At 62.1% G+C, this 23,782-nt stretch carries 24 protein-coding genes; 10 read left to right on the top strand and 14 right to left on the bottom strand.

Annotated elements, in window-relative coordinates:
- Positions 1–107 precede the first annotated feature (107 nt).
- From KIT79_14690 to KIT79_14745, 12 genes are all read right to left on the bottom strand, one after another.
- A complete protein-coding gene (locus KIT79_14690; GenBank protein MCW5830551.1) occupies positions 108–1,484 on the bottom strand; it encodes an alginate export family protein in 1,377 nt (458 codons plus the stop codon).
- Positions 1,485–1,584: 100 nt separating this feature from the next.
- The gene (locus tag KIT79_14695; protein ID MCW5830552.1) at positions 1,585–2,982 is read right to left on the bottom strand and encodes a c-type cytochrome; all 1,398 of its coding nucleotides are present in this window, start codon (positions 2,980–2,982) and stop codon (positions 1,585–1,587) included.
- An 18-nt stretch (positions 2,983–3,000) separates the two neighbouring features.
- Entirely contained in the window at positions 3,001–4,602 is a 1,602-nt protein-coding gene (locus KIT79_14700) for a cytochrome b N-terminal domain-containing protein (GenBank protein MCW5830553.1), read from the bottom strand.
- Positions 4,595–6,493 (bottom strand): FAD-dependent oxidoreductase, encoded by a 1,899-nt coding sequence (locus KIT79_14705; GenBank protein MCW5830554.1) that lies wholly within the window; start codon positions 6,491–6,493, stop codon positions 4,595–4,597. The genes KIT79_14700 and KIT79_14705 overlap by 8 nt, the downstream gene beginning before the upstream one ends.
- Before the next feature lie 25 nt (positions 6,494–6,518).
- Positions 6,519–6,929 (bottom strand): cytochrome c, encoded by a 411-nt coding sequence (locus KIT79_14710; GenBank protein ID MCW5830555.1) that lies wholly within the window; start codon positions 6,927–6,929, stop codon positions 6,519–6,521.
- 59 nt (positions 6,930–6,988) lie between these two features.
- Complete coding sequence (locus KIT79_14715) at positions 6,989–7,465, bottom strand: Rieske 2Fe-2S domain-containing protein (GenBank protein ID MCW5830556.1); 477 nt, start codon at positions 7,463–7,465, stop codon at positions 6,989–6,991.
- Between the two features lie 97 nt (positions 7,466–7,562).
- Positions 7,563–8,033, bottom strand: a complete 471-nt coding sequence (locus tag KIT79_14720; GenBank protein ID MCW5830557.1) for a cytochrome c — start codon at positions 8,031–8,033, stop codon at positions 7,563–7,565.
- Positions 8,034–8,051: 18 nt separating this feature from the next.
- Positions 8,052–8,255 (bottom strand): DUF542 domain-containing protein, encoded by a 204-nt coding sequence (locus KIT79_14725; GenBank protein ID MCW5830558.1) that lies wholly within the window; start codon positions 8,253–8,255, stop codon positions 8,052–8,054.
- Entirely contained in the window at positions 8,252–8,638 is a 387-nt protein-coding gene (locus KIT79_14730; protein ID MCW5830559.1) for a hypothetical protein, read from the bottom strand. Before KIT79_14730 ends, KIT79_14725 begins: the two co-directional genes overlap by 4 nt.
- Positions 8,635–9,276, bottom strand: coding sequence for a hypothetical protein (locus KIT79_14735; GenBank protein ID MCW5830560.1), 642 nt, complete (start codon positions 9,274–9,276; stop codon positions 8,635–8,637). Before KIT79_14735 ends, KIT79_14730 begins: the two co-directional genes overlap by 4 nt.
- Positions 9,266–9,769, bottom strand: coding sequence for a pyridoxamine 5'-phosphate oxidase family protein (locus tag KIT79_14740; protein ID MCW5830561.1), 504 nt, complete (start codon positions 9,767–9,769; stop codon positions 9,266–9,268). Before KIT79_14740 ends, KIT79_14735 begins: the two co-directional genes overlap by 11 nt.
- A gap of 9 nt (positions 9,770–9,778) precedes the next feature.
- Positions 9,779–10,255, bottom strand: a complete 477-nt coding sequence (locus KIT79_14745; protein ID MCW5830562.1) for a DUF2249 domain-containing protein — start codon at positions 10,253–10,255, stop codon at positions 9,779–9,781.
- Positions 10,256–10,385: 130 nt separating this feature from the next.
- Here KIT79_14745 and KIT79_14750 point away from each other — a divergent pair, with 130 nt between their 5' ends.
- Positions 10,386–11,099: a Crp/Fnr family transcriptional regulator gene (locus tag KIT79_14750; GenBank protein ID MCW5830563.1), complete on the top strand. Its 714-nt coding sequence runs from the start codon at positions 10,386–10,388 to the stop codon at positions 11,097–11,099.
- A 9-nt stretch (positions 11,100–11,108) separates the two neighbouring features.
- On the opposite strand, the gene KIT79_14755 is transcribed toward KIT79_14750, so the two are convergent.
- Positions 11,109–12,203, bottom strand: coding sequence for a TIGR04053 family radical SAM/SPASM domain-containing protein (locus KIT79_14755; GenBank protein MCW5830564.1), 1,095 nt, complete (start codon positions 12,201–12,203; stop codon positions 11,109–11,111).
- A gap of 199 nt (positions 12,204–12,402) precedes the next feature.
- On the opposite strand from KIT79_14755, the gene KIT79_14760 reads away from it, so the two are divergent.
- The 9 genes from KIT79_14760 (at position 12,403) to KIT79_14800 (ending at position 22,834) form a co-directional block, all read left to right on the top strand.
- Entirely contained in the window at positions 12,403–13,245 is an 843-nt protein-coding gene (locus KIT79_14760; GenBank protein MCW5830565.1) for a c-type cytochrome, read from the top strand.
- 53 nt (positions 13,246–13,298) lie between these two features.
- Positions 13,299–14,672: a cbb3-type cytochrome c oxidase subunit I gene (locus KIT79_14765; protein MCW5830566.1), complete on the top strand. Its 1,374-nt coding sequence runs from the start codon at positions 13,299–13,301 to the stop codon at positions 14,670–14,672.
- A 54-nt stretch (positions 14,673–14,726) separates the two neighbouring features.
- The gene (locus KIT79_14770) at positions 14,727–15,557 is read left to right on the top strand and encodes a CbbQ/NirQ/NorQ/GpvN family protein (GenBank protein MCW5830567.1); all 831 of its coding nucleotides are present in this window, start codon (positions 14,727–14,729) and stop codon (positions 15,555–15,557) included.
- A gap of 5 nt (positions 15,558–15,562) precedes the next feature.
- Positions 15,563–17,281, top strand: coding sequence for a VWA domain-containing protein (locus KIT79_14775; protein MCW5830568.1), 1,719 nt, complete (start codon positions 15,563–15,565; stop codon positions 17,279–17,281).
- 73 nt (positions 17,282–17,354) lie between these two features.
- Positions 17,355–18,539 (top strand): radical SAM protein, encoded by a 1,185-nt coding sequence (locus KIT79_14780; GenBank protein ID MCW5830569.1) that lies wholly within the window; start codon positions 17,355–17,357, stop codon positions 18,537–18,539.
- On the top strand, positions 18,521–19,714 hold the full coding sequence (locus tag KIT79_14785; protein ID MCW5830570.1) for a protein nirF: 1,194 nt from the start codon (positions 18,521–18,523) through the stop codon (positions 19,712–19,714). Before KIT79_14780 ends, KIT79_14785 begins: the two co-directional genes overlap by 19 nt.
- A gap of 7 nt (positions 19,715–19,721) precedes the next feature.
- The gene (locus KIT79_14790) at positions 19,722–20,114 is read left to right on the top strand and encodes a cytochrome c (GenBank protein ID MCW5830571.1); all 393 of its coding nucleotides are present in this window, start codon (positions 19,722–19,724) and stop codon (positions 20,112–20,114) included.
- A gap of 122 nt (positions 20,115–20,236) precedes the next feature.
- On the top strand, positions 20,237–21,913 hold the full coding sequence (locus tag KIT79_14795; GenBank protein MCW5830572.1) for a c-type cytochrome: 1,677 nt from the start codon (positions 20,237–20,239) through the stop codon (positions 21,911–21,913).
- A 144-nt stretch (positions 21,914–22,057) separates the two neighbouring features.
- On the top strand, positions 22,058–22,834 hold the full coding sequence (locus tag KIT79_14800) for a YwiC-like family protein (GenBank protein ID MCW5830573.1): 777 nt from the start codon (positions 22,058–22,060) through the stop codon (positions 22,832–22,834).
- Between the two features lie 43 nt (positions 22,835–22,877).
- On the opposite strand, the gene KIT79_14805 is transcribed toward KIT79_14800, so the two are convergent.
- Positions 22,878–23,750, bottom strand: coding sequence for a hypothetical protein (locus KIT79_14805; protein ID MCW5830574.1), 873 nt, complete (start codon positions 23,748–23,750; stop codon positions 22,878–22,880).
- Between the last annotated feature and the right edge of the window lie 32 nt (positions 23,751–23,782).

A 23,782-nucleotide genomic window follows, 5' to 3' on the forward strand; every position in this document is an offset into this window, starting at 1 on the left:
GCGCCTCCTTGCCGGACAGGTTCCTGAAAGACAGAACCGCCCGCCGGGTTTCTATTTCCATCGGCGGGCGGTTCCATTCGGCTGGCGATCCTTGCCACCCTGCAAACCTACAGGGTCACGGTCGCCTGCAGGTAGAGGAAGTGAGCGCAATGGGTCTTGATGACCGGGAATGACTGCCGGAACATCTTGCCCGGGTTGAACATGGAGTATCCAACCAGCACACCGACCGGCTTGTATGGTTTGGCGGTTGCCGTCAGGTCCAGTTCACGGCCGAACTGCCGTGACGTCCGTCCGGCAAGCGGTGTGAGGGCGGCGGGGCCGACTCCGATCGCGCCTTCTTCTTTCACGGCCAGGAACTCGTGGTAGGCGGCCGCCAGCGTCACCCCCGAGACTTTCACGGAGAGTTCCGGGTTCAGTTCGTGAAGGTTCGACCACTGCATGAAGTCAATCAGGCCGTATTTGTTGTGGTTGGTCGGGAAGAGATTGCGGAACGCCCGGCTCCGGTTGTCGGCCGCATTCTTGTCACCCGATGCGAAATTGTACTCGAACTCAAGTCGTGGTTCGATATCCGTGTCAGCCGTAAAACCGAAAGCCACATGGAAGGCCCCCGCACGGTGACGGAGATATCCGTCCTCGCCCCACTGGTAGGCCCCTTCAAGGCTCCAGTCCAGTTCGCCCCGCTTGGCCGCACGCAGCAGATGGGCGCCTATCGTGTGAAGTACCAGATCGTTGTCGCCTGGAAATGACGGCGGGGCGGCCCGCAATGCGCCGGCGTCGCGGTCGAGATAGTTCAGGTAGTAGGCTTCGGCGATGCCGAAGTTCTCGTCCTTGATCCTGCCGTTGATGCCGGTGAAATAGCCGTTTTCAGCGGCCGAGGCCGGGGTGATTAGGCCCGCCGGATCTCCCCTCGACACCAGAAAGCCGAAGGCATCAGCCCGGAACTTGTCTTTCTCGTAGGCAACAACGAAGCCGTCGAACGAGCGGGCACGGTTGGACCAGTCCAGTGTGCCGACCAGCCGGTGCTCTCCCAGGACGAACTCCTGGCGTCCAAACTGGACCGACAGCCCCTCCACGCCGGACACATCCAGCCGTGCCCAGGCCTGATGAAGGGTGGTGCCCTCATCGTCGGCTGATACCCCGCGTGGAACATTGCCCGGCCCGTAAGGTGATCCCGTCAGGAGGGACGAGCCGAACTCCCTGGAATCCTGGAACTGCAGGAACAGGGTCACGCCGTCATCGGGTTTGGCGGTCAGGTGGAGCCGGGTCCGGAGCAGGGCGAAGTTGTCGTTGTCATCCTTGGGTGGTGAAAGCCGGTCGAAATCGTAGTTGCCGCGGAACTCATAGCGGGCCCGGATCTGGGCACCGGGTGTGATCTTGTCCCAGATGTCTCCACCTTCGCCGGGTGGGTCCGCTCTTACTGTTCCCGCTAGCGCCAAGACCGAGGCTGTTACCAGCCCAAACAGGACTTTTCGATGATTTTTCATGTATGGCCTCCTCCCTGAGGCCGTTCTGGTTTCCCTGGCTACAGGGTGCCAAAACGGGAGGGGCAGCGATATGACAGTTAGCAGGTCGGATAAAATCTGCTTAGGGGCGTTTTTCAAGGACTTTCCGCTGCAGTTCGCGGACGTATCCGACGACGTTGGCGATCTCCTCGTCGGTGAAATCGGCTTCTTCCCTGAATGAGTTCATGTTCGTTCCCGAGCGCCCGTCACGGATGGTGATGGCGAGGAACGAGTCGGGCATGTCGGCGAGCGCCCGGTGCGTCAGCCGGGTTCCCTTGGGCCCGCCTTCACCGTTGGCACCGTGGCACATCTTGCAGCTTTCGTTATATAGCTCCTTGCCGGATTCCACATCGGCCTGGGCCTTGTAGGCCCAAGGCTCCGGATCCTCGCTGGCGGCGTTGGAGTAGATGTAGCTGACCAGCGCATCGATCTCCTTGCGGCTGAGACCGCTCGATTCGGTGCTCCAGCTTTCCATCGGCGTTCCGGGCCGGCCTTCGATGATGGTCCGCCGGATGAATTCCGGGCCGGCGGCCTTGAGCATCTGCGGATGGCGTGCAGCCGGTATCATCCAGTCGAGGATCTCATCCTTGCGGCTCTTCAGGCCAGCATCGTGGCAGCCGGAACAGTTGCGCTTGTACAGCAGTTCGCCGTTCGGATTGTCCCTGTCCATGGAATCCCGGGAATGGACCAGTGCGCTCGGTATTCTCATATCCCGCAGCGACATGATGTAGACCGACAGTTTCGTGGCGTCCTCGGGTGTCAGTGCATATTTCCGCATGGCTGAGCCGGGCACGACTTCCTGGGGATTCAGGAGGTGCTGCACGTGCCAGTTCTCGACGGTATGCGGGCCAGTAAGGTGTGCCATGGGAAAATGAGCGATGGGTTTTGAGCCGATGCCGTCCAGCACCGGCCCGCTGGATCCGCCCACGCCGCCGGTCTTGTGGCAGGAGTTGCATCCCATCTTGATGAAAAGGTCGGCACCGCCCGAAAGCAGCGGAGCGCCGTTGGCTTCGAGCCACTCCGAGGCATGGCAGGTGCGGCAGGACGCCTGGATGAAATCCTTCGAGTAGATCGGTTCATCCCAGTAGACATGCAGGTGCGGATTGTTCGCGTGCGCCTCGGCCGAGTTTGTCGCCAGTCCCTGGCCGTGGTGACAAACGCTGCACCCGTAGGTCTGGGGCTGGTGAGAGGCGAGCAGGTTGCCGGGGTGTGCGGTGAATGGCTGGGGCGCGTTCACCATGTCGGTGTTCATCAGCCCCGTGTGGCAGGTGGAGCAGCGGTCGATCCGGCCCAGCTCGGTAAGAAAATGCTGCCTGAGGCCGGGCTCGAATGGCGTTTTACCGGCGGTCATCCGTGCATACTCGCGCTGGTGGCTCCGCCACTCCCGGAAATAGTTGTCCTCAAGGGCCGACATTCCGGCGAACACCAGCGTGATCGCGGAAGCGACGAGAAGCACTGACGAGTACAGTTTTTTGTGCATGTTGGTCATTATCCTCCGTCAGTGTATGGGCCAGTCTTTCGGCGACCAGAAGAACTGCCAGTCCGGACCCCGGAAGTAGGTGCCGACAATCGTCAGGACGACGAAACCGCACAGGAAACAGGTATACAGGGCGACGGCACCCTTTCGCGTGCTGCGGGTTTTCTGGAGTACCGCCAGGGAATAGCCCGCGTACAGCGCGGTGAGTATCGTCCCCGGATTGATGAGGGTGATGACGATCTGCGGAATATCGGGAACCCACTGGCGTATCCAGCCGAATTTCACGGTAAACGCGACCAGCGCAATGACCGTGGCAAGCCCGTAGGCAAGCGAGGCCAGGAACACCTTCTTTTCCCGGCCGTTGTCGAGCCATGTGCCGGATACACCCTTCTCGCGGTCGAGAAACGGGACCAGGGCAAGACCCACGACGACGAGCATCGGAATCATCACACCGCCGGCGAACGCGGAATAACTGACCAGTTCCTGCAGCCCGAGGAAATACCATGGGGCCTTGGCGGGGTTTTCCGGGATTGCCGGGTTGGCCAGTTCCTTCAGGGGGGCGTCGAAGAAAAAGCTGAGTACGCAGGTGATGGCAATCAGTACCATCGCCGCCGCCAGTTCTGCCCGGAATGCATGGGGGAATGTGGCCACGGTTCCCTCGGGTGCCCGGTCTACAGCGGGAGTTTTCCCGCGGACAACCGCCATGAGACCGTAGGTCTTCGATAGCGGGAATGCGGCCTTTCCGGTCACGCCGGGATCGCCGGGCTTGGAGGCATCCGGCGGACGGGTCAGTCCGCCATCCTTGCGGATCCGCCAGAAATGGAGTCCTACCAGGGCGAATGCCGCCACCGGCAGGATGACGACGTGCAGCAGGTAGAACCGGGTCAGTGCGCCCTGCCCGACGATGTCACCGCCGAGCAGGAGTTCCTTCTGAAGGCCGCCAATGTCGAACCGGTGCGTGATACCGAGGGCATCGGTGATCTCCCGGGGGCTGGCCGCGATGTTCGCGCCGATGGTGACGGCCCAGAAGGCAAGCTGGTCCCACGGCAGGAGGTATCCGGTAAAGGAGAGGCCGAGGGTAATCACGAACAGCCCCATGCCGATCACCCAGTTCGCCTCGCGGGGCGGCTTGTAGCTGTTGGTGTAAAATACCCGCGTCATGTGCAGAAGCACCGTAAAGACCATCAGGTGCGCCGCCCAGCGGTGAATGTTGCGGACATATTTGCCCGCGCTCGACACGAAACTGAGATCCTTCACCGTGTAGTACGCTTCGGGAACTCCCGGCTGGTAGTAGATCATCAGGAACACGCCGGTAATGCACAGGATCAGGAATGCCGTCAGTGCCATGATGCCGAGCCCAAGGGTGAACACCGGCCGAAGGCTCCACAGGTGGGTGCGTGTCGAGTGAATATGGAGAAAAAAGTTCTGGAACACGGCCCGCGAGCGTTCCCGCTCCGAACTGAGCGGCCAGCCGTGCCGCACGACGGCATTCTTTGCCGAGCTGCCGAGCTGCTTCAGGTTGTTCGTGAACGCCCGGATGCCGGATACCCGGGTTTCGGCGCTTCCGGCGGGATCGTTCACCGTATCCCGCCGGACGGGCGGCTCCTGTCCATGTTCAGCCATTCTCGTAAACCTCCCGGAACCTGAACTGCTCCATGGTGACTGCCCCGGTGGGGCAGCGTTCCGCACACAGGGCACACCGGATGCACCGGTCCTCGTCCTTCAGAATCACGCTCGTCTGGTCCGCTTCCCCGCCGAGTTCATCGACAAGGCGCCCGATTTCGGGGGTGCGCTCCAGTTTCGTGATGGGAATGATCTTGAGGCAGTCTTCCGGACAGACATCAACGCAGCCACCGCACAGGATGCACAGGCTGGAATCGAACACCGTGTTGACGTCGCAGGAAAGGCAGCGATGCCCCTGCTGCCGGGCGTCGTCCAGCGAGAAGGTCCGCTCGACCGGAGACTGTACCGAGCGGAGCCGTTCCGCCACGTTGTGGGCAGGGGGTGCCTCCCGCTGCAGGCGTTCGTATCCGGCTTCGCGGTAGTAGTTGCCGCAGGGGGTGTGGCTGCTCTCGGTCCGGGTCTTGAGTGGAACCGCGTAGCCCAGGTCCAGGGCGACCGCCCTTGCTACCTTTTTTCCCGATGCCACCGCATGTATGGCCAGCTTGGGGCCGTAGGCCGCGTCACCGGCGATGTAGACCCGCCGGTTCGCGGTCCGCCCGTGCTCGGCGTCGCAGGGGATGTTCCCCCGTGCATCCTTCTGGAGTCCCTCGATGCCGTCCAGCAGGGACCAGTCCACTGACTGCCCGATACACACCAGAATGGTATCGCACTCGATCACCTTGACCTGGTTCGTGTCATAGGTCGGGTTGAACCGGCCACTGGCATCCCGTAGCGACAGCACCTTGAGCAGCTTGATGCCCTTGACCCGGCCCTCGGAGTCCGTGATGACCTCGGCCGGGCCCCATCCGTTGTGCCGAACGACCCCTTCCTCCTCGCCTTCCAGGATTTCCACCTGGTCGGCGAGCATCTCGTGGAGTTCTTCCAGACAGGCGAGATGGACCTCGGCTCCGGGCTCAGCCACCTGACGGGCCAGCCGGGTGGCGTCCCGTTCCACGTAGACACGCCGGACCGCCGTCCGGGCGGCATCGTAGGCGACATTGCCGCCGCCGATGACGACAATTCGTTTTCCGATTCCGCTGGCCTCGCCCAGCGCCACGGAGCGCAGGAAATCGACCCCGCCAATCACGCCCTTCGCGTCGCCGCCGGGGACCCGCAGGGGCCGTGGAACCTTGGCGCCAACCGCCACGATAACGGCGGCATGGGTGCCGAGCAGGTTTTCGACCGTTGTGTCCTTGCCAACCTCGACCCCGGGCACGACTTCGACGCCGAGGGACCGGATGACATCGATCTCCGTCTGGATGAGATGGGGGGGAAGCCGGTAGTCAGGTATGCCAACCGCCAGCATCCCTCCTGCAACCCGCTCACGTTCGTAAACCACGCTCTTGATACCGAAAATGGCGAGGTCATGGGCCGCGGCAAGTCCACCCGGCCCTGAACCGATGATGGCCACCGAGTGCTGCGATTTCGGCGGATTCTTGAGCCGGTTCAGCAGCTCGTCCCGCAGCTGGCGGATATCCTCGCGATCGACGTTTTCGGTCTCTGGGTCGCTCCGGACGATCCATTCGAGCAGTTCCGTCCGGGTATGCACGCCCGATTCGGGGCCATACAGCTCGGTGACCACCCGCTTCAGCGGCCGTATCGCCACGGGAGCGTCAATCTTCCCGCGGCGGCAGGCGGCCTCGCACGGGGCGCCGCAGATCCGGCCGCAGATGGAGGCCAGCGGATTCGGGGCGCGGGCAATCAGGTAGGCCTTTTCGAACTCCTCGCGGGCGATAGCCTGTACGTAGGCTCGCGAGTCGGTGTGCACCGGACAGCCGGACTGGCAGGCGATCAGCTCCTTGTAGTAGCTGTCGTCAGGAATTGAGGCCCGGTATCTGGGTTCATCTTCCATGCGACGCCTGCCAGCCCGTCCGGGGCTACTTGGGTTCGACTCCGTCCACGGACAGGAATGACAGGAGCAGGTCGATCTGTTCCGTTGACAGCTCCGGATCAGGCATGCCGTCCGGGTAGGTCTTCTTGAGCTCGATGAGCCGGGGGTCGGTCTTGGCCAGTTCGGCGGGGTTGGCGAGGAACTTCTTCAGCCAGTCTTCTCCCCGGGCCTTGTACACGCCCTTCAGACCGGGTCCCTTTTCTCCGAGTTCGGACGAATCCGGCACGTGGCAGCCGGAGCACTGCTTGCGCTTGAAGACCCTGAGAGCCTTCGCGTACGTCTCGGCATCCACCTTGCGTGGAGATGACGCCTGCGAGGACGTGACGAGCGTGGCCGTCAGCCCCGCCGCCAGAAACATTCCGAGCCCAACAGCCAGAAAAGACGTTTTCCTGATCATGATTACCTCCATCGTTGTCCGCCTGCCGGTCCTGCCGGTGCGGGTGTTCAGTCCTGATTTCATACCAGAGTCTTGGTCCCAGCCTTTACGGGCTTCTTCAGGTCGACCACCAGCGCCCCGTCTTCGGCCCGGGAGACATCCAGCCACTCCAGGGCCTTCGGTGCGGGGCCGCTCTCCACATTGCCGGCCGGTGAGAACATGGAGCCATGACACGGGCACCTGAATCCCGTTTCGGCTTTCTGCACGATGCAGCCGAGATGCGTGCAGATGAGCGACATCACATGCAGTCCCTTTTCATCACGCAGGACCATGACGTTATGCCGTTCGAGAATGCGGGAAGTTCCTTCGGGGAACTCGTTTGGAAACCCTAGCCGGACCTTCGAATCGGGTTCGTAATGCACGTTGGGTTTGGGCATCCGGAGCAGCCCCAGCAGGCCCGCGAACAGGGCGGCGGCGGCGGTGCCGAAAGCGGCGGTGTCGAGGAATTCGCGTCTGGTCACGCTGGCGCCGGCCGTATCGGCTGGTGAATGGGCCATTGCTATCGCCTCCTTGCTGGCAGTCGCGCCCTTCTGCTCCACGCTATTCGGTGGAATGCCGGGGACCGAATGATGGATGTCATAGGACCTGCCATTATTAGCGGCTCTCCGGACGGTTGCCATCAGTGGCCAGGTAGCCCATCAGGTCCGATATGTCGTTTTCGCTGAGGCCGAGAAATGGCATGACGGCCTCATATTGCTCTGAAAGCTGCCGTGCATCGCTGTCCGCCTGCCGCATCTGCTCCGGGTCGCGGAGCCATTCACGAAGCCAGCCGGGCGTCCGGCGCGACGTAACGCCCTTCAGGTCCGGGCACTTCCCGAAGTATTCGCCAAAGCCATGGCATCCATTGCAGGCGTGTCTTTTGAACAGGCGCTCGCCGCGTCTGAGAGATTCAGGATCCGTGGGCAGGTCAGCGGTTACGGGATCCGCCGGTTCCGGCTGGGGAGAGAGGCTGCCCCGAGGAACCTCCCCTGCCGGCCGGGAGGTCTGCAATGAAGTGGCGCAGCCAGCGGCGGCGAGAAAGAGGCAGGCAAGAAACCTGCCTGCCGGGATGGCCGGAGTTCGCATTTCCCCGGATGCTACCCGTCAGGAGGTTTTGGCGGCAAGCAGCGCTTCGATTTCCCTTTCGAGCTTCGCCAGGTCGATTCCGCCGGTTTTCGCCGCGTCCTCGATGGTGCGTGCGCCGCCGCAGCAGGTGTCGATGCCGTACTCGCCCAGGATCCGCAGGACCCTGGGCTCGCGCTTGACGAGTTCATTGATGGTCTGCTTGCTCACCTGTTCTGTGGTCATGGGCGCCTCCCGAAGATGACTGAACCAATATTGAAGGCAAATACCAGAACGCCGGCGGCGGAGATGACCCCGCCGGCGAGCTGCGCCGGGATGGCCCCGGTCGTGCGTCCGAGCCAGAGCAGCAGCAGCCCGGTCACCGCCAGCCCGTAGTGCAGCCAGCCCAGGCCGGGGTAACGGAGCGGGCGTCCCTGGAATCTGGGGAAAATATGGTACGAAACGCCATAGATCAGGAACGCGACGAAACCGATCGTCTGCCCATGGGTATGAACATACCGGAGTTGCAGCGCATAGGGATTGTCGACGGCGAGGGCTGCGCCAAGGAGTGAGGCAAGGACGTGAACGAGCAGCGCGGTGCCGATGAATGCCTTGGATAGGGGGTTCATGAGCGCACGCCGCCTTCATGTTGCGGGGCTGCGGTCTCGGCACGGACAATGGAACCGGGCTTATCCCATTCCTGCCTGACGAGTTTCCGGATGCGTTCATTCCACAGCCTCTGGAATGCCGTCCGGTCTGTCGTCCCCTCTCCCAGCGCAGTCTGGAGATGGACGCCGAGTTCGGGGTCCGGCGGAACACGGCCGAGATCGGCCGTAACGGCCACGGAGGCGCCAGTATCTGTTCGCGAGAAGTAAAACGTCCACGGCTTGAGGTCATCCGGATGGAACCGGAGCAGGCCCCGCCGCCGGAACCGTCCGCCCAGTCCGCCGAATCCGTTTTCGGCCGCGCCGCCGGTGATGAAGGTAAACACCTGGGAAATCGGGCCGTTGGACCCATCGGTGACTGCGCCGGGTATGTCGATGACGACCTCTCCGCGCCTGCCGGGTTCATCGCCATAAAGTTTCCGGATGGCGGCCCATGCCGCGAGATAGGCACCGGTAACTGTCGGGCAGAGATGCCCGGTCATCAGAATCATGTCTTCCAGCCGGTAGCTGAAGACATATCCTTCAGGCACGGAACCGAGCAGTTCCGCCAGCGGATCGCGCATGCGGATCTCGAAGGCGGTGCCAGACAGGTCAGGCGGCATTGGTATTCGTTCCCGTCACCGGCTGCTGCGCCAGTTCGGCGGTTGAAAAGTCGATGATCCCGCGGTCGGAGCGCCTGCCGCCGATGGAACGGACGGCGAACCGCCGGATGGGGCTCTGCCCCGGCGCCGCTTTCGGCCGCCCGTGCCCCTTCCGGGAAGCACCGCGGAGCTGCTCGTACTTGTCGTGGTTTTTCTGCCGGACTGTTTCGATGAGGGCTGCCTCAGGCACGGGATCCAGGACGCAGTCTGCGATGACCGACCAGTAGACCGTCAGGTCCGGGGTGTAACCGTCCACTTCGATGCAGATGCGCGGATCATGGCTGAGGCAGTCGTGCTTCCGGCCCCGCTGGGGCAGCCGCATGTAGAATGCCTCGCCGTCGAAATAGAACGGCATCGGAATGATGTACGGCCCGTCCGGGCCAATCATTCCAAGCCGTGCCAGTGGCGCCGACTGGAGCAGGCTGGCGATTTCGTTGTGATCAAGTTCCTGCATGACGGCCTTTCATGGTTTGGTGACTGTGAGGAAATATGCCTCGTCACGTTCCTCGATTGAAGCCGGGATACCCCGCTGTTCGAGCATCTGGATCAGGTGGCCGGGCATGCGGCTGAGAATAGCCCGGACCGGTTGTGCCGGTCCCGACCGATCAACGGCCTCGAGTATGAGCACCATTGGTTCCGGCGGTTCGAGCCCGCGAAGGTCCAGGACTCCTTCCGCGTTTTTGCGCGAATCGCCGGACTTCCTGGCGTATCTCTCCCCCGTGGAACTGATCCGGTAGCGGACATCGCCGGGCGTGCTCTGCATCAGGCTGGTTTGGGCGCCACGACGGCTGAGGAACGAGACGAGCGGTTTGGGGTCGAACGGGGTTACCAGCACGAACTCTTCGCCAGCCTTGAGGCGGTCAAACGCCGCAACGACGTGCTCGAACGGATCCGTGCCGCTTTCGATCATTCCCCTCACATCGACAATGGTGTATTCCATGAACCCGGCTCATTGATATTGCCCCTTCAAAACGCCTAAGGCATGGGCAACAATCCCTTTCTCTCCGGCTACTGTAGGGGCCGGAACCTGTTTTTCTTATGAGAGTCATCATAGGGAGTTGGTCGAGAGCTTGGCGGTCATTATCAGATTTCCGGGAATCGAGAATATCGAATTCCTGCAGCAAATGGAGCCGGCGCTGCGGGAACGGCTTCTGGAGCGGGCCCGTGAGGTCAGGTTCGAACGGGAGCGGCCCGTATTTCATGAGGGCAGCGACTCCGCCACCGGCTACTTCGTGCTGGAAGGCTGGGTGAAACTCATCAAGACGGCGCCGAACGGCAAGCCCAGCATCGTGGGGCTGATCGGCCCCGGCGAGGCACTCGGTGTGGCCGTCGCCTATGAAGGTGGCCCCTATCCCGCGACCGCCATACCTGCGACGGCCGGGCGGATGGTCGCGATTCCCAGGTCTGACATCGTGGGGGTACTCGACTCCAACGCCAGGCTGGTGAAGCAGCTTTTTTCGATGGTCAGCGGGCGGTTGCGCCAGACGGCGGGCTCCCAGACCATGCTCGCCGCGGCGACCGTGGAATCCCGGCTAGCGCAACTGTGCGTCGAACTGCTCCACCGGATGGTCCAGATCGGCGGTGACCCGAACGTGCTCCCCCGGATACTGACGCGGCGGGAGATGGCCGAGATGGTCGGGACATCCGTCGAGACATCCATCCGGGTATTCCGCAAGTGGGAAACGATGGGAATTATCGAGTCCGATCCCGAGCACCTGATCATCCGTGACCGCAAGCGGCTGGAAGCCCTCGTTTCCGCCTCCCGCGGCACCTCCGGTTCCTGACCGACGCAGTCAGACGGCGATGGCCCGGGCTCCTGAAGGCGGCTGGTAGGGGCAACCGGGGTCTTCGGCCAGCGGGTTTCCGGTATGGGCGAACGCCCGGGCCCTGGAACCACCGCAGATTTCGCGGTACTCGCATATCCCGCATTTGCCTTCGAGGCGGCTGGAGTCCCGGAGCGAGACGAGAAGCGGATGATGCCGGTAAACCTCGGCGAGATTTTGCGACCGGACGTTCCCGCAGTGAACGGGAAGAAATCCGCTGGGGAAAATCTCTCCGTGATGGGAGATGAAGATGAACCCTTTTCCGTCGTTAACGCCGAAGGTCGACAGGCGGCGGACAAACTCCGTATTGGGCGACTGGTCCCTGCGGCTGGCCATCTGGGTAAAGAGCCGCCGGAACTGCGGTGCCGCCGTGGTCTTTGACGGGATGTGGAATTCGGCCGCCACCTGCACCAGTTCCCGGCAGCTCTTTTCGATCTCTCCGGCCGTCAGCTCCTCTTCCCGGCGCGATCTTCCGGTCGGGACGCAGTAGAACACGCTCCAGAGCGCCACATTGAGCGTGCTTACCAGGGCGCCGAGGGCCCGGAGTTCACCGGCATTCCGGCGGTCCAGCGCGCTGTTGATCTGGAGCGACAGGCCGATGTCCGCCGCGTAGCGCGCGATGGCAAGCGTCCGCTCGAAGGACCCGCTCCAGCCCCGCCGGCTGTCGTGAATGGCGGCGGTGGGGCCGTCGAGCGACAGGGCAAGGCGCTTCAGGCCTGAGGCTTTAAGACGCAGCACCGCCGCTTCGGTCAATAATGGAGTTGCCGAAGGTGTCATTGTCATCTGCAGGCCGAGTGCGCTGCCGTAGCTCACGAGTTCGAACACGTCGGGCCGCTTCAGCGGATCGCCGCCGGTGAACACCACAACGGTTCCACCCATGGCACGGATATCTTCCAGGAGCCTTTTCCCCTCGTCCGTATCCAGTTCCAGGGGATCCCGGTGGCTGACGGCATCGGCCCGGCAGTGGGTGCAGGTGAGATCGCAGGCCCGGGTCAGTTCCCAGATCGTGATGAGCGGGGCCTGTTCGTAAGTGGTGACCGGACGGATCGGCGTGGGGGCAGCCATGCGCTTTTCCTTTAAGATGTTCAGCCGCTGGATGACCACAATTGGTACCAGCCCTGACATTTAGATATTGACGTGCCGATTAATCGCCCGTAATGATAGGTGTCATAAAACTACCACCTGAAATTGGTGCATCGTCAGGCGTGAAAGTCACCGGAGCACACGATCCCGATGTGTTCCGCGGCTGCTGGAGGTTGGGAATATGGCGCTGTCCCGCACTGCATCGCGAAATATTTTTGTTCTGGGAAGTATCGGCTGCGCCGTGGCGTTGCTGGCGATGACAATCGACTTCCACCGGGTCGCCGCCGAGCGGACACGCGAGGCGGAAAATCTCACGGAAGCGTCAGTCCGCGGCAAGGAGGTCTGGGAGAAATACAACTGCGTGAACTGCCACGGCCGGCTCGGCGAAGGCGCCTACTACGCACCGGATCTCACCGTCGCTTACGAGCGGATGGGTGCGGGCTGGATCGAGCACATGCTCAAGGATCCGCAGACCGCCTACTGGGGCCCGCCGGAAAATGCGGTCGGACGGCGCAAGATGCCGCACCTCAAGATGACCGATGAGGAAGTCGCCGACATGATCGAGTTCCTGAAGTTCCTCAACGGCATCAACCGGAACAACTGGCCGCCGGAAGGAAGCTGGCCGCGCGGTGTTCCGATTCCGCCGGGAACCGATGAAGCCAAAGGCGAGCACCTGTTCGAGACACTCGGCTGCAGGGAATGTCACGGAGCCAACGGCCGCCGGAGCCGGACGCCGGTCGGTCCCGACCTGACCTATGTGTCGAGCCGGCTTCCCAGGGAATGGATCAAGCAGGAGATACAGGTTCCGGCAGCCGACTATCCGGAAACCAAGATGCCGGACTTCAGTGTCTCCGACGAAGACACCGAACTGATCATCAGATATCTTGATTATATCAACGAGAAGGGCGGCGGCATTATCGGAGGCCATCCGAAGGGGCCCCGCACCAAGATCACGCTGGCGACTCCGCCCAAGGTGGAGGAACCGCCGCCGGGATCAGAAGATGACCTCTTTGGCGGGCAATGACGGGTAACTGAGAACAGCGTTCCAGATTATCGAGATTAAGGAAAGGGAAACCCATGTATCCGGAAACCAACAAAGTCGTCAGATGGCACTTCGGGATCGCGCTGCTTCTGTTTGCCCTGCAGCTGGTGTTCGGGCTGCTGTCGGTAATTCACTACGTGAACGGGGATGCCCTGTCCGGCACGCTGCTGGAGTTTCACGTCGTCCGCACCTGCCACATCAACCTGCTGGTGGTCTGGCTGCTGATCGGCTTCTTTGGCGCGACGTATCATATCGTTTCCGAGGAATCCCAGCGGGAGCTGTACTCGCCCAAGCTGGCCATGATCACGCTGGCGGCGTTCGTGGGCGGCGGCGTGGCGGGACTGGTGGGCTATATCTTCTTCCACCACTGGCAGGGACGCGAGTTCCTGGAGCTACCCCTCTATCTCGATGTCGCCGTAGTCATTGTGGTCCTGGCGTTCCTTTACAACGCCATCATGACTGTCTGGAAGGGCCAGCGCCGCACGACGGTGGAAATGGTGCTGCTTCTGGGACTGGTGCTGATGGCGCTGCTCTATTTCCCCGGCAACATGTTCTTCCGCAACGAGGCGCTTCAGTCGTTCTACTGGTGGTGGACGATCCATCTCTGGGTGGAAGGCGTATGGGAACTGATCATGGGCGCGATGCTTGCGTTCATGCTGATCAAGATGACCGGCGTGGACCGCGAGGTGATGGAGAAGTGGCTCTACGTGGTCGTCTCGCTGACCTTCTTCACGGGAATCCTGGGCATCGGGCACCACTACTACTGGATCGGCACGCCGAACTACTGGCTGTTCGTCGGGGCGTTCTTCAGCGCGCTGGAACCGCTCGCGTTCGTGGCAATGATCATCTACGCCGTCTACGCGAAGCAGAAATCCAGGCGCGATCACCCCAACGGTGCGGCGATGATCTGGACCATCGGTTGCACGATCATGGCATTCGTGGGGATCATGCTCGGTTTCGCCCAGACGCTGCCGGGGATCAATTCCTACACGCATGGCACGCATGTGACGGCCTCGCACGGACACTACGCATTCTTCGGTGCCTACGCGATGATAAACCTTGCGTTCTTCACCTACATGCTGCCGATCCTCAACAAGATCGAGGCAGAAGAGTGGAAACAGTCGCGCAGCGTCGCGTCCTTCTGGATCATGGTGCTTTCGATGATCGGCCTGTCCACGGCCGTCATGGTCGCCGGCATCGTCCAGACGGTCTACGAGCGGGTGAACGGCATCCCGTACATTACCGTGCAGGAGCACGGCACGATGCAGCTTTCCTACCAGCTCTGGCTGGTGTTCGGACTCTGCTTCACCGCCGGAGCGCTCCTGTTCATCTATGATTTCTTCGCGCCACAGAAGGTGTCGGCCGAAGAGGCCGCATCGGCAAAAGTCGCCACAGCGGCCGGTGGTTGAAGACGTCTCCCGCCGCTTCTCAGGATGCGCGGGTGAAGTAAGTTGAGGAGTTCCATGGTCAAGCAGCCCGGCACGGTTTCGCAGGTGAAAACCGGAGAAGGACTTCCCTATTACATCCCGACGGGTAGGGAGGTGGAGGTCTTTCAGGCGGCATACAGCCGCAAGGCGCCAGTGATGCTGAAGGGGCCGACCGGGTGCGGGAAAACCCGGTTCGTGCAGCACATGGCTGTCCGTCTGGGCGTTCCCGTGGTGACGGTCCCGTGCCACGACGACCTGACGGCGGCCGACCTGGTCGGGCGCCACCTGATTCAGGGTGGCGAGACGAAATGGGTTGATGGCCCGCTGACCCGGGCCGTCCGCGAAGGCGCCATCTGCTACCTCGATGAGGTCATCGAGGCACGCAAGGACACGGTCGTCGTGATTCACCCCCTGACCGATGACCGCCGGACCCTGTTCATCGAACGGACCGGCGAGACACTCCACGCGCCGCCTTCGTTCATGCTGGTGATGAGCTTCAACCCCGGCTACCAGAGCCCGCTGAAGGCCCTCAAGCCGTCAACACGTCAGCGGTTCGTCGGAATCGATCTCACCTGGCCGGAGCCGGAACTGGAAGAGAAGATCGTCTGCCATGAGACGGGTATCGATCCCCAGTCATCTCACCGCCTGGTCCGGCTTGCCCGGAAGATCCGGCCCCTGCGGGAACAGGGGCTGGAGGAGATCCCCGGCACGCGGGCCATTATCCATGCAGCGAACCTGATCAAGGCAGGCGTTGCCCCGGTGGAAGCGGCCATTGCGGCCCTTGGCGTGCCGCTGACCGAGGAACCCCAGCTCATCGATTCGATCCGTACCCTTGCGGGCATGTCGTTCCCTGAACAGGAGTCCTAGGCCTCATGGACTATGGCGCATGGGCATTTATCGGCCTGTTCGCCTTCGCGTTCGTCGGCTTCCTGCTCTATTACCGGGAACTTTCCGAGATCAAGGAAGCCGCCCGGGTTATCGACGAGGCGGAAAACCGCGACCATGACATCCTCCAGCGGCTGACCGTTCTGGCGAGGGCGCTGCTGGGCCCCCATGTCATGCTGGTCCAGGGGAATGCCGTTTCGGTTCTGTCCGGCGACGGGCCGGTTCAGATGGCCGGCCTCCCGGTACGGGAATCCCGCGACATCCCGGAAGATCAGCGGCTCGAATGGCACCGGTTCCAGCTCGCGGTGGTTCACGCCTGGAACGAGACGGGCCGGCTTCCCCCGGATGACCTGCGCAACCGCCGGATTGACCATTATCTGCAGGAAGAACTTCCGGGCATATTCAGCTTGCGGGAGCGGCTGATGCGTTTCGAAAACAAGGAACGGCGGCTCTATCCGGCCCTCGAGCTGATGATCGTGCCGGTGGAAGACCGGCCGGCGGTGCCCGCCGAAGCGCCGCCCCCTCCATCTGGAGATACCGGTGACGGCAAGGAACCCGCTTCCCTTTTCAGGCGGGGCAAGCGGGTAGATCCGAAATCGCAGAAGCAGGGACTCAACCTGAACATTGGTTCCCAGTTCGAGTTCGGCACCCGGGCATACGGGACTACCCTCCGGAAGGATGAGGAGAATGAGGCGCACCCATCCGAGGCGGGCGATGCGCCCCTGTCCCCCATGGCCGATCCGGACTCAACGTCGGCAGGCAAGACCGTGGCAGCGGGCAATAGTCGCCCTGAAGCGGGCGGAAGCCTTTCGGGCAAGGTGTTCCTCTACGACGAGTGGGATGCCAGCACAACGTCATACCGCCAGAAGTATTGTGCCGTGACGGAATCAGCAGCCGGAGTGGATGCACCTTCATCCGGTTGGGCTGAGCGGATGGCTGCCCACCGGGCCACCCAGCGGGAAATCGAGCGGATCCTGCTTTCGCTCATGCCGCTGCCCCGGAAGCTGACCCGCGAGCCCTACGGGGATGACGTCGATCTCGATGCCTATGTCCGTTCGCGCTGCGATCTCATTGCCGGACGCACCCCGGACGACCGTATCTATGAACGGAAGGTGCTGCGCGAACGCTCGGTTTCCGTTGCCCTGCTGATCGACTGGAGCGCATCGACCGAACGGTGGGTGGGCCGGTGCAGGGCTTTTGAGCTCGGCCAGGAAAGCGCGGCGATGTTTGCCAGTGCGCTGGGCAAGCTCGGAGATCCGTTTTCGATATACGGGTTTTCGGGGCAGGGGAGGGACAACGTGCGCGTGGGGCGGCTGAAATCGTTTGGCGAGCCGTGGAGTCCCGAACTCGTCGAGCGGTTTGGAGCTGTCGGCCCGGGGCGGTTTACCCGGATCGGTGCTGCGATCCGGCATGCGGCTGCCCAGATCAGGCCCCAGCGAACCGCGCAGCGGCTGCTGCTGGTCTTTTCGGACGGGAGACCCCAGGACGACGACGGATACGACGGCGCTTATGCCGTTGCCGATGTCCGGCAGGCTGTCCGTGAAGCCCGCCGGAACGGTGTCCGGCCATTCTGTCTCGCTCTGGGCGATGAGGCCCGCAATCACCTGCCTGCCATGTTCGGCCGGGACTGGGCGGTTCATGATGATCCCGGAACCCTGCCGGAGCGCCTGGCCAAGATTTATGTCACATTAACCTGCACTGCCTGAAGCTGCTGCGGAAATGGCGTTTGCATGAGTAACGTCATAATATGTCCACGTTTGGGCAGGTAGCTTTTATCTCATGCTGATGGTCAGCGAACTTCTTGAACTGGCGCGGGGAACCCCTCCGAAGATCGTTCCGCCCGGAGGTGCCGGCCAGGGGCGCTATGTGACGGGGCTGGGGCCGGTGGTCGTCTGGAATGTCTGCAAGCACTGCAACATGCATTGTCCGCACTGTTATGCGGCGGCCATCACCCGACCGGATGACCAGGATCTGGGCTTTGAGGAAGGCTGCCATCTGCTGGATGATCTCAGGACCATCGATGCGATGGCGGTTATTTTCTCGGGCGGGGAGCCGATGCTGCGGCGGGATATCCTCCCGCTCATCCGTTATGCGAAAAAGATAGGCCACCGCCCGCAGCTTTCCTCCAACGGCGTCATGATTACCCACGAAGTCGCCCGCGATCTGGCCGCGGCCGGAGTCGAGTACGTGGGAATCAGCATTGACGGCACGCAGGAGTTCAATGACCGCTACCGGGGCATGGAACAGGGTTACGAGCGCGCATTCCGGGGCGCCGATGCCAGCCTGGCGGCCGGGATGAAGGTGGGTATACGGATGACGGTTTCCCGCCAGAACAGCGGGCAGATCCATGAACTGCTGGATGAGGTGGTTCGCCGCCGGATACAGCGGTTCTACGTTTCCCACCTCGTTTACTCGGGCCGTGCAAGGGACGATCATTCCTATGACCTGTCGGTTACGGAAAACCGTGCTCTCGTCGAGGAACTGTTCACCCGTGCCGACCGGCTGCTCGATGAAGGTGCGGTCACGCGGGTCGTGACTGGCGGAAATGACGTGGACGGGCCGTTCCTGTATTTCTATGTGCTGAAGCGGTACGGCGAGCTGGCCGCCCGGCGGGTGCTGAAACGGCTGGAAGCCCGCGGCGGCAACTCGGCCGGCGAGAAGGTCATCAACATCGACAACCGGGGGAATGTCCACCCGGACCAGTTCTGGACCGACGCCCGGCTCGGGAATGTCCGGCACACACCGATAGCCGAAATCCTCCGGCACCCGCTTGTCGGCGAGCTCAGGTCGCGGGTCGAGCGCCTGGAGGGAAAGTGCCGGGAGTGCGCCTTCAAGGCCGCCTGCCGGGGTTCCCACCGGGAGCGGGCGCTGGCCTCCGGCGGCGGGCTCTGGAGTCCCGACCCGTCGTGCTACCTGACCGATGCCGAGATCCGCAGGGAGACCGTGTGCGAAGCAACTGCCTGATTGTCCTTCTGCTGACGATCGCCATCTCTGCCTGTGCTCCAGTCGCCAGCGGAAGCGGCGTGGGCGGCCGCCTGTTCATCGTCCAGCGCGAGACCGAAAGCCTCTCGGTGTATGACAGCGTGAACCGCAAGATACTTCCGGTAAAAGTGTCGGGTCTTGGCAACATGCGCCATGCGACGATGGTCTTTTCCCGTGATCTCCGGTGGGGCTACGTGGCGACCCGTAACGGCCTTTTGTCCCGAATTGACCTGAACACCCTTGAGGCTGACGTGCAGATCCAGACGTCGGACAACTCGATCGGGCTGGCGATATCGCAGGACGGCCGCTTTGTCGCAGTCGCCGAGTACAAGCCCGGCGGCATCACCATCGTGGCGGCCGACACGATGGAGGTCGTGGCCCGGATTCCCGCCCTGACCGTGGTGGACGGGCAGGAAGTCCGGTCCCGCGTGACCGGTCTAGGCGATACGGACGGAAACCGGTTCGTGTGCGGCCTCATGGACGGCAACGAGATATGGATGATTGATGCCTCGCGGCCGGATTTCCCGGTCGAGAAAAAATGGAAGACGCCGGCTCCCAACCCTTTTGATGCGTTCCAGACTTCCGAGGGACGGTTCTATGTCGCGGGACATTTCGAAAGCGACAAGCTGACACTGATGGACCTCTGGTACCCGGATGCCGAGCCACGGGAGATCACCATCCGTGACATGGCGAGCGAGGTGGAGCGAAGCCGCCCCATCAAGATGCCGCACATGGCGATGTGGGCCGCATCCGGGGACGAGGCCTACATTCCGGTGGTCGGTGAAAAGCGGCTTGCCGTGCTGGACCGCAAGACCTGGCAGTACCGGAAATCGATCCCGCTGCGGGGAAATCCGGTCTATGCGGCGATGTCGCCAGCCGGGCGGGAGATCTGGGTGACGTTCTCGGGCTCCGAGGACGACCGGTTTATCGAGATCATCGATGTCGAGACCGGAGCCGTGCGTGGCCAGATAGAGGCGGGAAGAAAGATTTTCCATCTGGCATTCAGCCCGCGGGGCGACGAAATGTATGTCAGTGCCAACCAGGACAACCGGTTCATTGTGATTGATACGCGCACGCGCCAGATTACCGGTGAATATGAAATCCCCTCTCCGTCGGGAATCTTCGGCCCCTGGCGCGCTTTCCAGATCGGATTCTGAGCGCACGATGGACCGGCCGTATTTCCTGCTGGTGGCCGCCGCCGTTTTCACCGTATACAGCTGCGCACCCGCCCCCAGGGTCAGGCCGCCAGTGGCGGAACCGGGCCCCAGTGACAGCCTGCTCGCCGAACTTGGGCGCCGCACGTTCAGGGAAAAGGGCTGCATGGAATGCCATATCCGCGAGGGAGAGGGCGGGAAAAGCGGACCGAATCTGGACAAACTCGCAGGCGTGGCAGACCCGACCTACGTTCGTGAATCCATCCTCGATCCGGACGCCATTATTACGCCCGGATACGAGGCAGGACTCATGCCCCCCGGCTATGGCGCGATGCTTACGGAAGCGGAGATCGACGCGCTCCAGTATTACCTGTCGAACCGCTTCAGCCCCGCTGCAAAATGAACCCGGCGGGATTTACCTGACGGATATATGACCAGTCTCATAAGCCGAAACCGGGCAAGCAGTTAGCGTAAGCACAAGGAAAGGACTTCCGGTAACCGGGAGCATGATTAGGGGTAAGCGCCATGAATAAACGAATTGCGTCGGGATATCAGCCTCTCAAATGGGTACTCACTCTGGCCCTGTCCGTTTCGGCCTACTTCGGCCTCACGGCGGTCGCGCAGAAACCGGCTCCCGGCACACCGGTAGTCCAGGTGGCGCCAACAATCACGCCGGAGGAGTTCGAGGCTGCCAAGTCCATCTATTTCGACCGGTGCGCGGGCTGCCATGGCACGTTGCGGACCGGTGCCACCGGACCTGAAATCCTTCCTGCGAAGACGATCAAGATGGGCACCAGCCGGCTGCGGGACATCCTCCAGTACGGCATGCCCGGCGGAATGCCGGCGTGGGGCGAGGACGGCATCCTGACCGAGAAGGAAATCGACATGGTTGCCCGGTATATCCAGCAGGAGCCTCCGCAGCCGCCGGAGATGTCGCTGGCTCAGATCAAGGAAAGCTGGAAGACCTACGTTCCGGTCGATCAGCGTCCCGGCAAGCCCACCCACAAGCGCAACTGGGAGAACTACTTCGGAATCATCCTCCGGGACGAGGGCAAGGTGGCGATCATTGACGGCGATACCAAGGAAATGATCAGCACGATCAAGACCGGATACGCCGTGCATATCCTCCGGAGCAGCATGTCCGGCCGGTACTTCTACGTCGTTGGCCGTGACGGACGTATCTCGCTGATTGACCTCTGGACCACCGAGCCATCGCTGGTGGCGGAGGTGAAGCCGTGCATCGATGCCCGGTCAGTCGATTCCAGCAAGTTCAAGGGGAAGAAGCCCGAGCTGAACTTCTCCGACACCTTGGCGATTGTCGGCTGTTACTGGCCGCCACACTACGCCATTGTCGACGGACTCACGCTGGAGCCGAAGAAGCTGGTCCGGACATCAGGCTACACATACGATACGAACGAATACCTGCCGGAAGTCCGCGTGGCGTCCATCATCGCCTCCCACTATGACCCGCTCTGGGTCGTGAGCCTGAAGGAATCAGGATATGTCGCGCTGGTGGACTACTCCGACCTGACGAATCTCAAGATCACCAACATTGAGGCGGAACGCTTCCTCCATGACGGCGGATGGGACGCCACGAAACGTTACTTCCTGGTGGCCGCCAACATGCGGAACACCGTGTCGGTTATCGATGTCAAGGAAAAGAAGTTCGTCACCAACATCGTGACGGGCAACAAGCCGCATCCCGGGCGCGGTGCCAACTGGGTGGACCCGGAATACGGGCCGGTCTGGGCAACAACCCATATCGGCGAGGGGCGGATGAGCCTCATCGGAACCGATCCGGAGAGCCGCAAGTACAAGAAGAACGCCTGGAAGGTTGTCCGTGACATCGAGCTGAAGGGCCGCGCCGGCGGGCTGTTCATCAAGACCCATGACAAGTCCCCCTGGGTGTGGACAGACGCGCCTCTGAACTCCGACGCCGAAAAGGCGCAGACGATCTGCGTTCTCAGCAAGAAGACGGCGGCAATTGAAAAGTGCTTCCGGGCGACTGACCGGGGCCGTATCGTCCACTTCGAATACAACAAGGCCGGTGACGAGGTGTGGGTGTCGGTGTGGGACAAGGAAGGCGAGATCCTGGTCTATGACGACAAGACCATGACCCTGAAGAAGAGCATCAAGGGTGACTGGCTGATCACCCCGACCGGCAAGTTCAACGTGTATAACACGAAGAACGACGTCTACTGATAAGTGTGGCGGGCGGGCAGCCCCGCCTCTCTTGCCGCTCCGCCTGGGCCTCCTGAGGGCCCGGGCGGAGCCCTTTTGAGAGTATGAAATCGGTCATATTGCCCGGTTCCGGCCGGTGCCAGACTGGGGCTGTGGAGGCCCCGTATGCGTTTGAAGGCACATGAACTGTTCCCACGCGAGCATGGGTTCTATGTGATGGCGATCCTGCCTGCGGCGGCGGGGGTTGCGCTCAACTGGGAGCACGCGGCTTCGGCAGCCATGGCCGGGCTTTCGTGGGTACTGCTCGTGCTCTCCAGCACGGGGGTCAAGACTTGGATAGTCCATCCGTCGCGGCGTCCCTATGTGACGGCTCCTGTCGTGCTTGCGGTGCTGATCGCACTGGCGGGATTTGTGCTGTCAGGTGTCCCGGCCGGGCTCATGGTTGCCTGCGGCATGGGGCTGGGTTCGCTGGCCATCCATTTCCTGATGTCGCCGCCGAAGGAACGGCGCTCCGTTCAGTTTGAGTCGGTGGCGGCCTTTGTTCTCGGCTTCGGGATGCTGGTTTCCGGCTCGGCCGGGTACAAACTGATACCCCTTCCGATCGCACAGGCGGCACTCGTCTATACACTTGTCCAGGTGGCCGCCACGGTGCATGTCCGCCTCTGGATCGAAGCGCTTGGAGCCCATGACGAGGACCGGCGGGCGAGATTCCGCAACATAAGCCTGCTGGTTCACACCGGGCTGATCGGTCTGGTGGGTGTCTTCTGCTTTCTGGGCTGGCTGCCTATCTATTCGCTGCTGCCGGGAGTGGGAGAAGGGCTTGTCGTCATCGCCACACTTTCCCGGTTCGGCCGCAAGGTATCATTTCCGAAGCTGGGCATCGCGCAGACGGCGGGGCTGGTCGTGGCTGCGGTGGGGCTGGCAATCCAGTTCCAGCCATAGTCCTGAGCCACTGGACCCTCCCCGGATGGGTCAGGCGTAATAGTTAGATATCACCCGCAAATGCAGCCAGAACGGCGAACACGAGCCCCGTGGTATGTTCCGGCAGCATAAGCCTCTGAGTAATGACCGGCTCATCGAATGCCCAGGTGCCATCCGGGCGCTGGGATCTGGCCAGGCGGTTTGCGAACTCCGCGGGGATGAGGTGCTTCTGTCCGGTCAGGATCAGCGTCAGCGCCCGCTCGGCCTGCAGGTCGGAGAGAATGTCGAGGTTCACGATAAACTCGTCATGGATACGCCGGGTATAGGCTCCCAGTTCCATGTCGGAATCCGTCGAAAAGCATTTCCGGAAACGGGCGATCAGCAGGCCGATTGCCTGGTGCGTCAGCACGTAGCCCTGATCCGGCAATCCGACCAGATTCCGCCCTTTCCGGGGTTTCCCGTCCTTTCCCAAAGGCTCACAAGTAATGGCATCGGACATGATCTGCATGACCCTTTTGCCCATCTGGTGATACGCACGGTCAAAATCCTGGCTCCAGCGCATGTTGTCGCGAGCTGCCTTGGCGGGAATTCCTGCAGATGCGGAGGTCCCGTGACTGGATGCGCGGGGTTGCGGTGACTGGGGCAATGCGATGGCTTCGTGCCGTATGGTCCAGAGGTAATACTCCAGCGATACCGGGTAGATGTCTTTTTTTGCCTCGACGTAGCCGGGAAGCCGGATATCCACGCGGTGTCCTGACCACTTCTCGACCTGGCCGAGCAGGAAAGCGACATCACCGTGGACTTCCTGGCCTTTCAGCGCCGCCTCCACCCTGGCGAGGGCCATTTCGAGCTTCTTCTTGTCCAGGACGGCGGGCTGCTGTGCCCCGCAGACGACGGGCCAGACTATCAGCAACGACAGTGCAATTTTTCTCATCATGCTGTCTCAAGCCTGCCACCGCCGGGCAGCGC

The organism is Deltaproteobacteria bacterium (genome assembly GCA_026129095.1).
In the GTDB taxonomy this organism is placed as follows: domain Bacteria; phylum JAGRBM01; class JAGRBM01; order JAGRBM01; family JAHCIT01; genus JAHCIT01.

Coding starts and splice junctions, on each gene's coding strand:
- KIT79_14690 (MCW5830551.1), bottom strand. CDS start 1,484: ATGAAAAATCATCGAAAAGTCCTGTTTGGGCTGGTAACAGCCTCGGTC.
- KIT79_14695 (MCW5830552.1), bottom strand. CDS start 2,982: ATGCACAAAAAACTGTACTCGTCAGTGCTTCTCGTCGCTTCCGCGATC.
- KIT79_14700 (MCW5830553.1), bottom strand. CDS start 4,602: ATGGCTGAACATGGACAGGAGCCGCCCGTCCGGCGGGATACGGTGAAC.
- KIT79_14705 (MCW5830554.1), bottom strand. CDS start 6,493: ATGGAAGATGAACCCAGATACCGGGCCTCAATTCCTGACGACAGCTAC.
- KIT79_14710 (MCW5830555.1), bottom strand. CDS start 6,929: ATGATCAGGAAAACGTCTTTTCTGGCTGTTGGGCTCGGAATGTTTCTG.
- KIT79_14715 (MCW5830556.1), bottom strand. CDS start 7,465: ATGGCCCATTCACCAGCCGATACGGCCGGCGCCAGCGTGACCAGACGC.
- KIT79_14720 (MCW5830557.1), bottom strand. CDS start 8,033: ATGCGAACTCCGGCCATCCCGGCAGGCAGGTTTCTTGCCTGCCTCTTT.
- KIT79_14725 (MCW5830558.1), bottom strand. CDS start 8,255: ATGACCACAGAACAGGTGAGCAAGCAGACCATCAATGAACTCGTCAAG.
- KIT79_14730 (MCW5830559.1), bottom strand. CDS start 8,638: ATGAACCCCCTATCCAAGGCATTCATCGGCACCGCGCTGCTCGTTCAC.
- KIT79_14735 (MCW5830560.1), bottom strand. CDS start 9,276: ATGCCGCCTGACCTGTCTGGCACCGCCTTCGAGATCCGCATGCGCGAT.
- KIT79_14740 (MCW5830561.1), bottom strand. CDS start 9,769: ATGCAGGAACTTGATCACAACGAAATCGCCAGCCTGCTCCAGTCGGCG.
- KIT79_14745 (MCW5830562.1), bottom strand. CDS start 10,255: ATGGAATACACCATTGTCGATGTGAGGGGAATGATCGAAAGCGGCACG.
- KIT79_14755 (MCW5830564.1), bottom strand. CDS start 12,203: ATGGCTGCCCCCACGCCGATCCGTCCGGTCACCACTTACGAACAGGCC.
- KIT79_14760 (MCW5830565.1), top strand. CDS start 12,403: ATGGCGCTGTCCCGCACTGCATCGCGAAATATTTTTGTTCTGGGAAGT.
- KIT79_14765 (MCW5830566.1), top strand. CDS start 13,299: ATGTATCCGGAAACCAACAAAGTCGTCAGATGGCACTTCGGGATCGCG.
- KIT79_14770 (MCW5830567.1), top strand. CDS start 14,727: ATGGTCAAGCAGCCCGGCACGGTTTCGCAGGTGAAAACCGGAGAAGGA.
- KIT79_14775 (MCW5830568.1), top strand. CDS start 15,563: ATGGACTATGGCGCATGGGCATTTATCGGCCTGTTCGCCTTCGCGTTC.
- KIT79_14780 (MCW5830569.1), top strand. CDS start 17,355: ATGCTGATGGTCAGCGAACTTCTTGAACTGGCGCGGGGAACCCCTCCG.
- KIT79_14790 (MCW5830571.1), top strand. CDS start 19,722: ATGGACCGGCCGTATTTCCTGCTGGTGGCCGCCGCCGTTTTCACCGTA.
- KIT79_14795 (MCW5830572.1), top strand. CDS start 20,237: ATGAATAAACGAATTGCGTCGGGATATCAGCCTCTCAAATGGGTACTC.
- KIT79_14800 (MCW5830573.1), top strand. CDS start 22,058: ATGCGTTTGAAGGCACATGAACTGTTCCCACGCGAGCATGGGTTCTAT.
- KIT79_14805 (MCW5830574.1), bottom strand. CDS start 23,750: ATGATGAGAAAAATTGCACTGTCGTTGCTGATAGTCTGGCCCGTCGTC.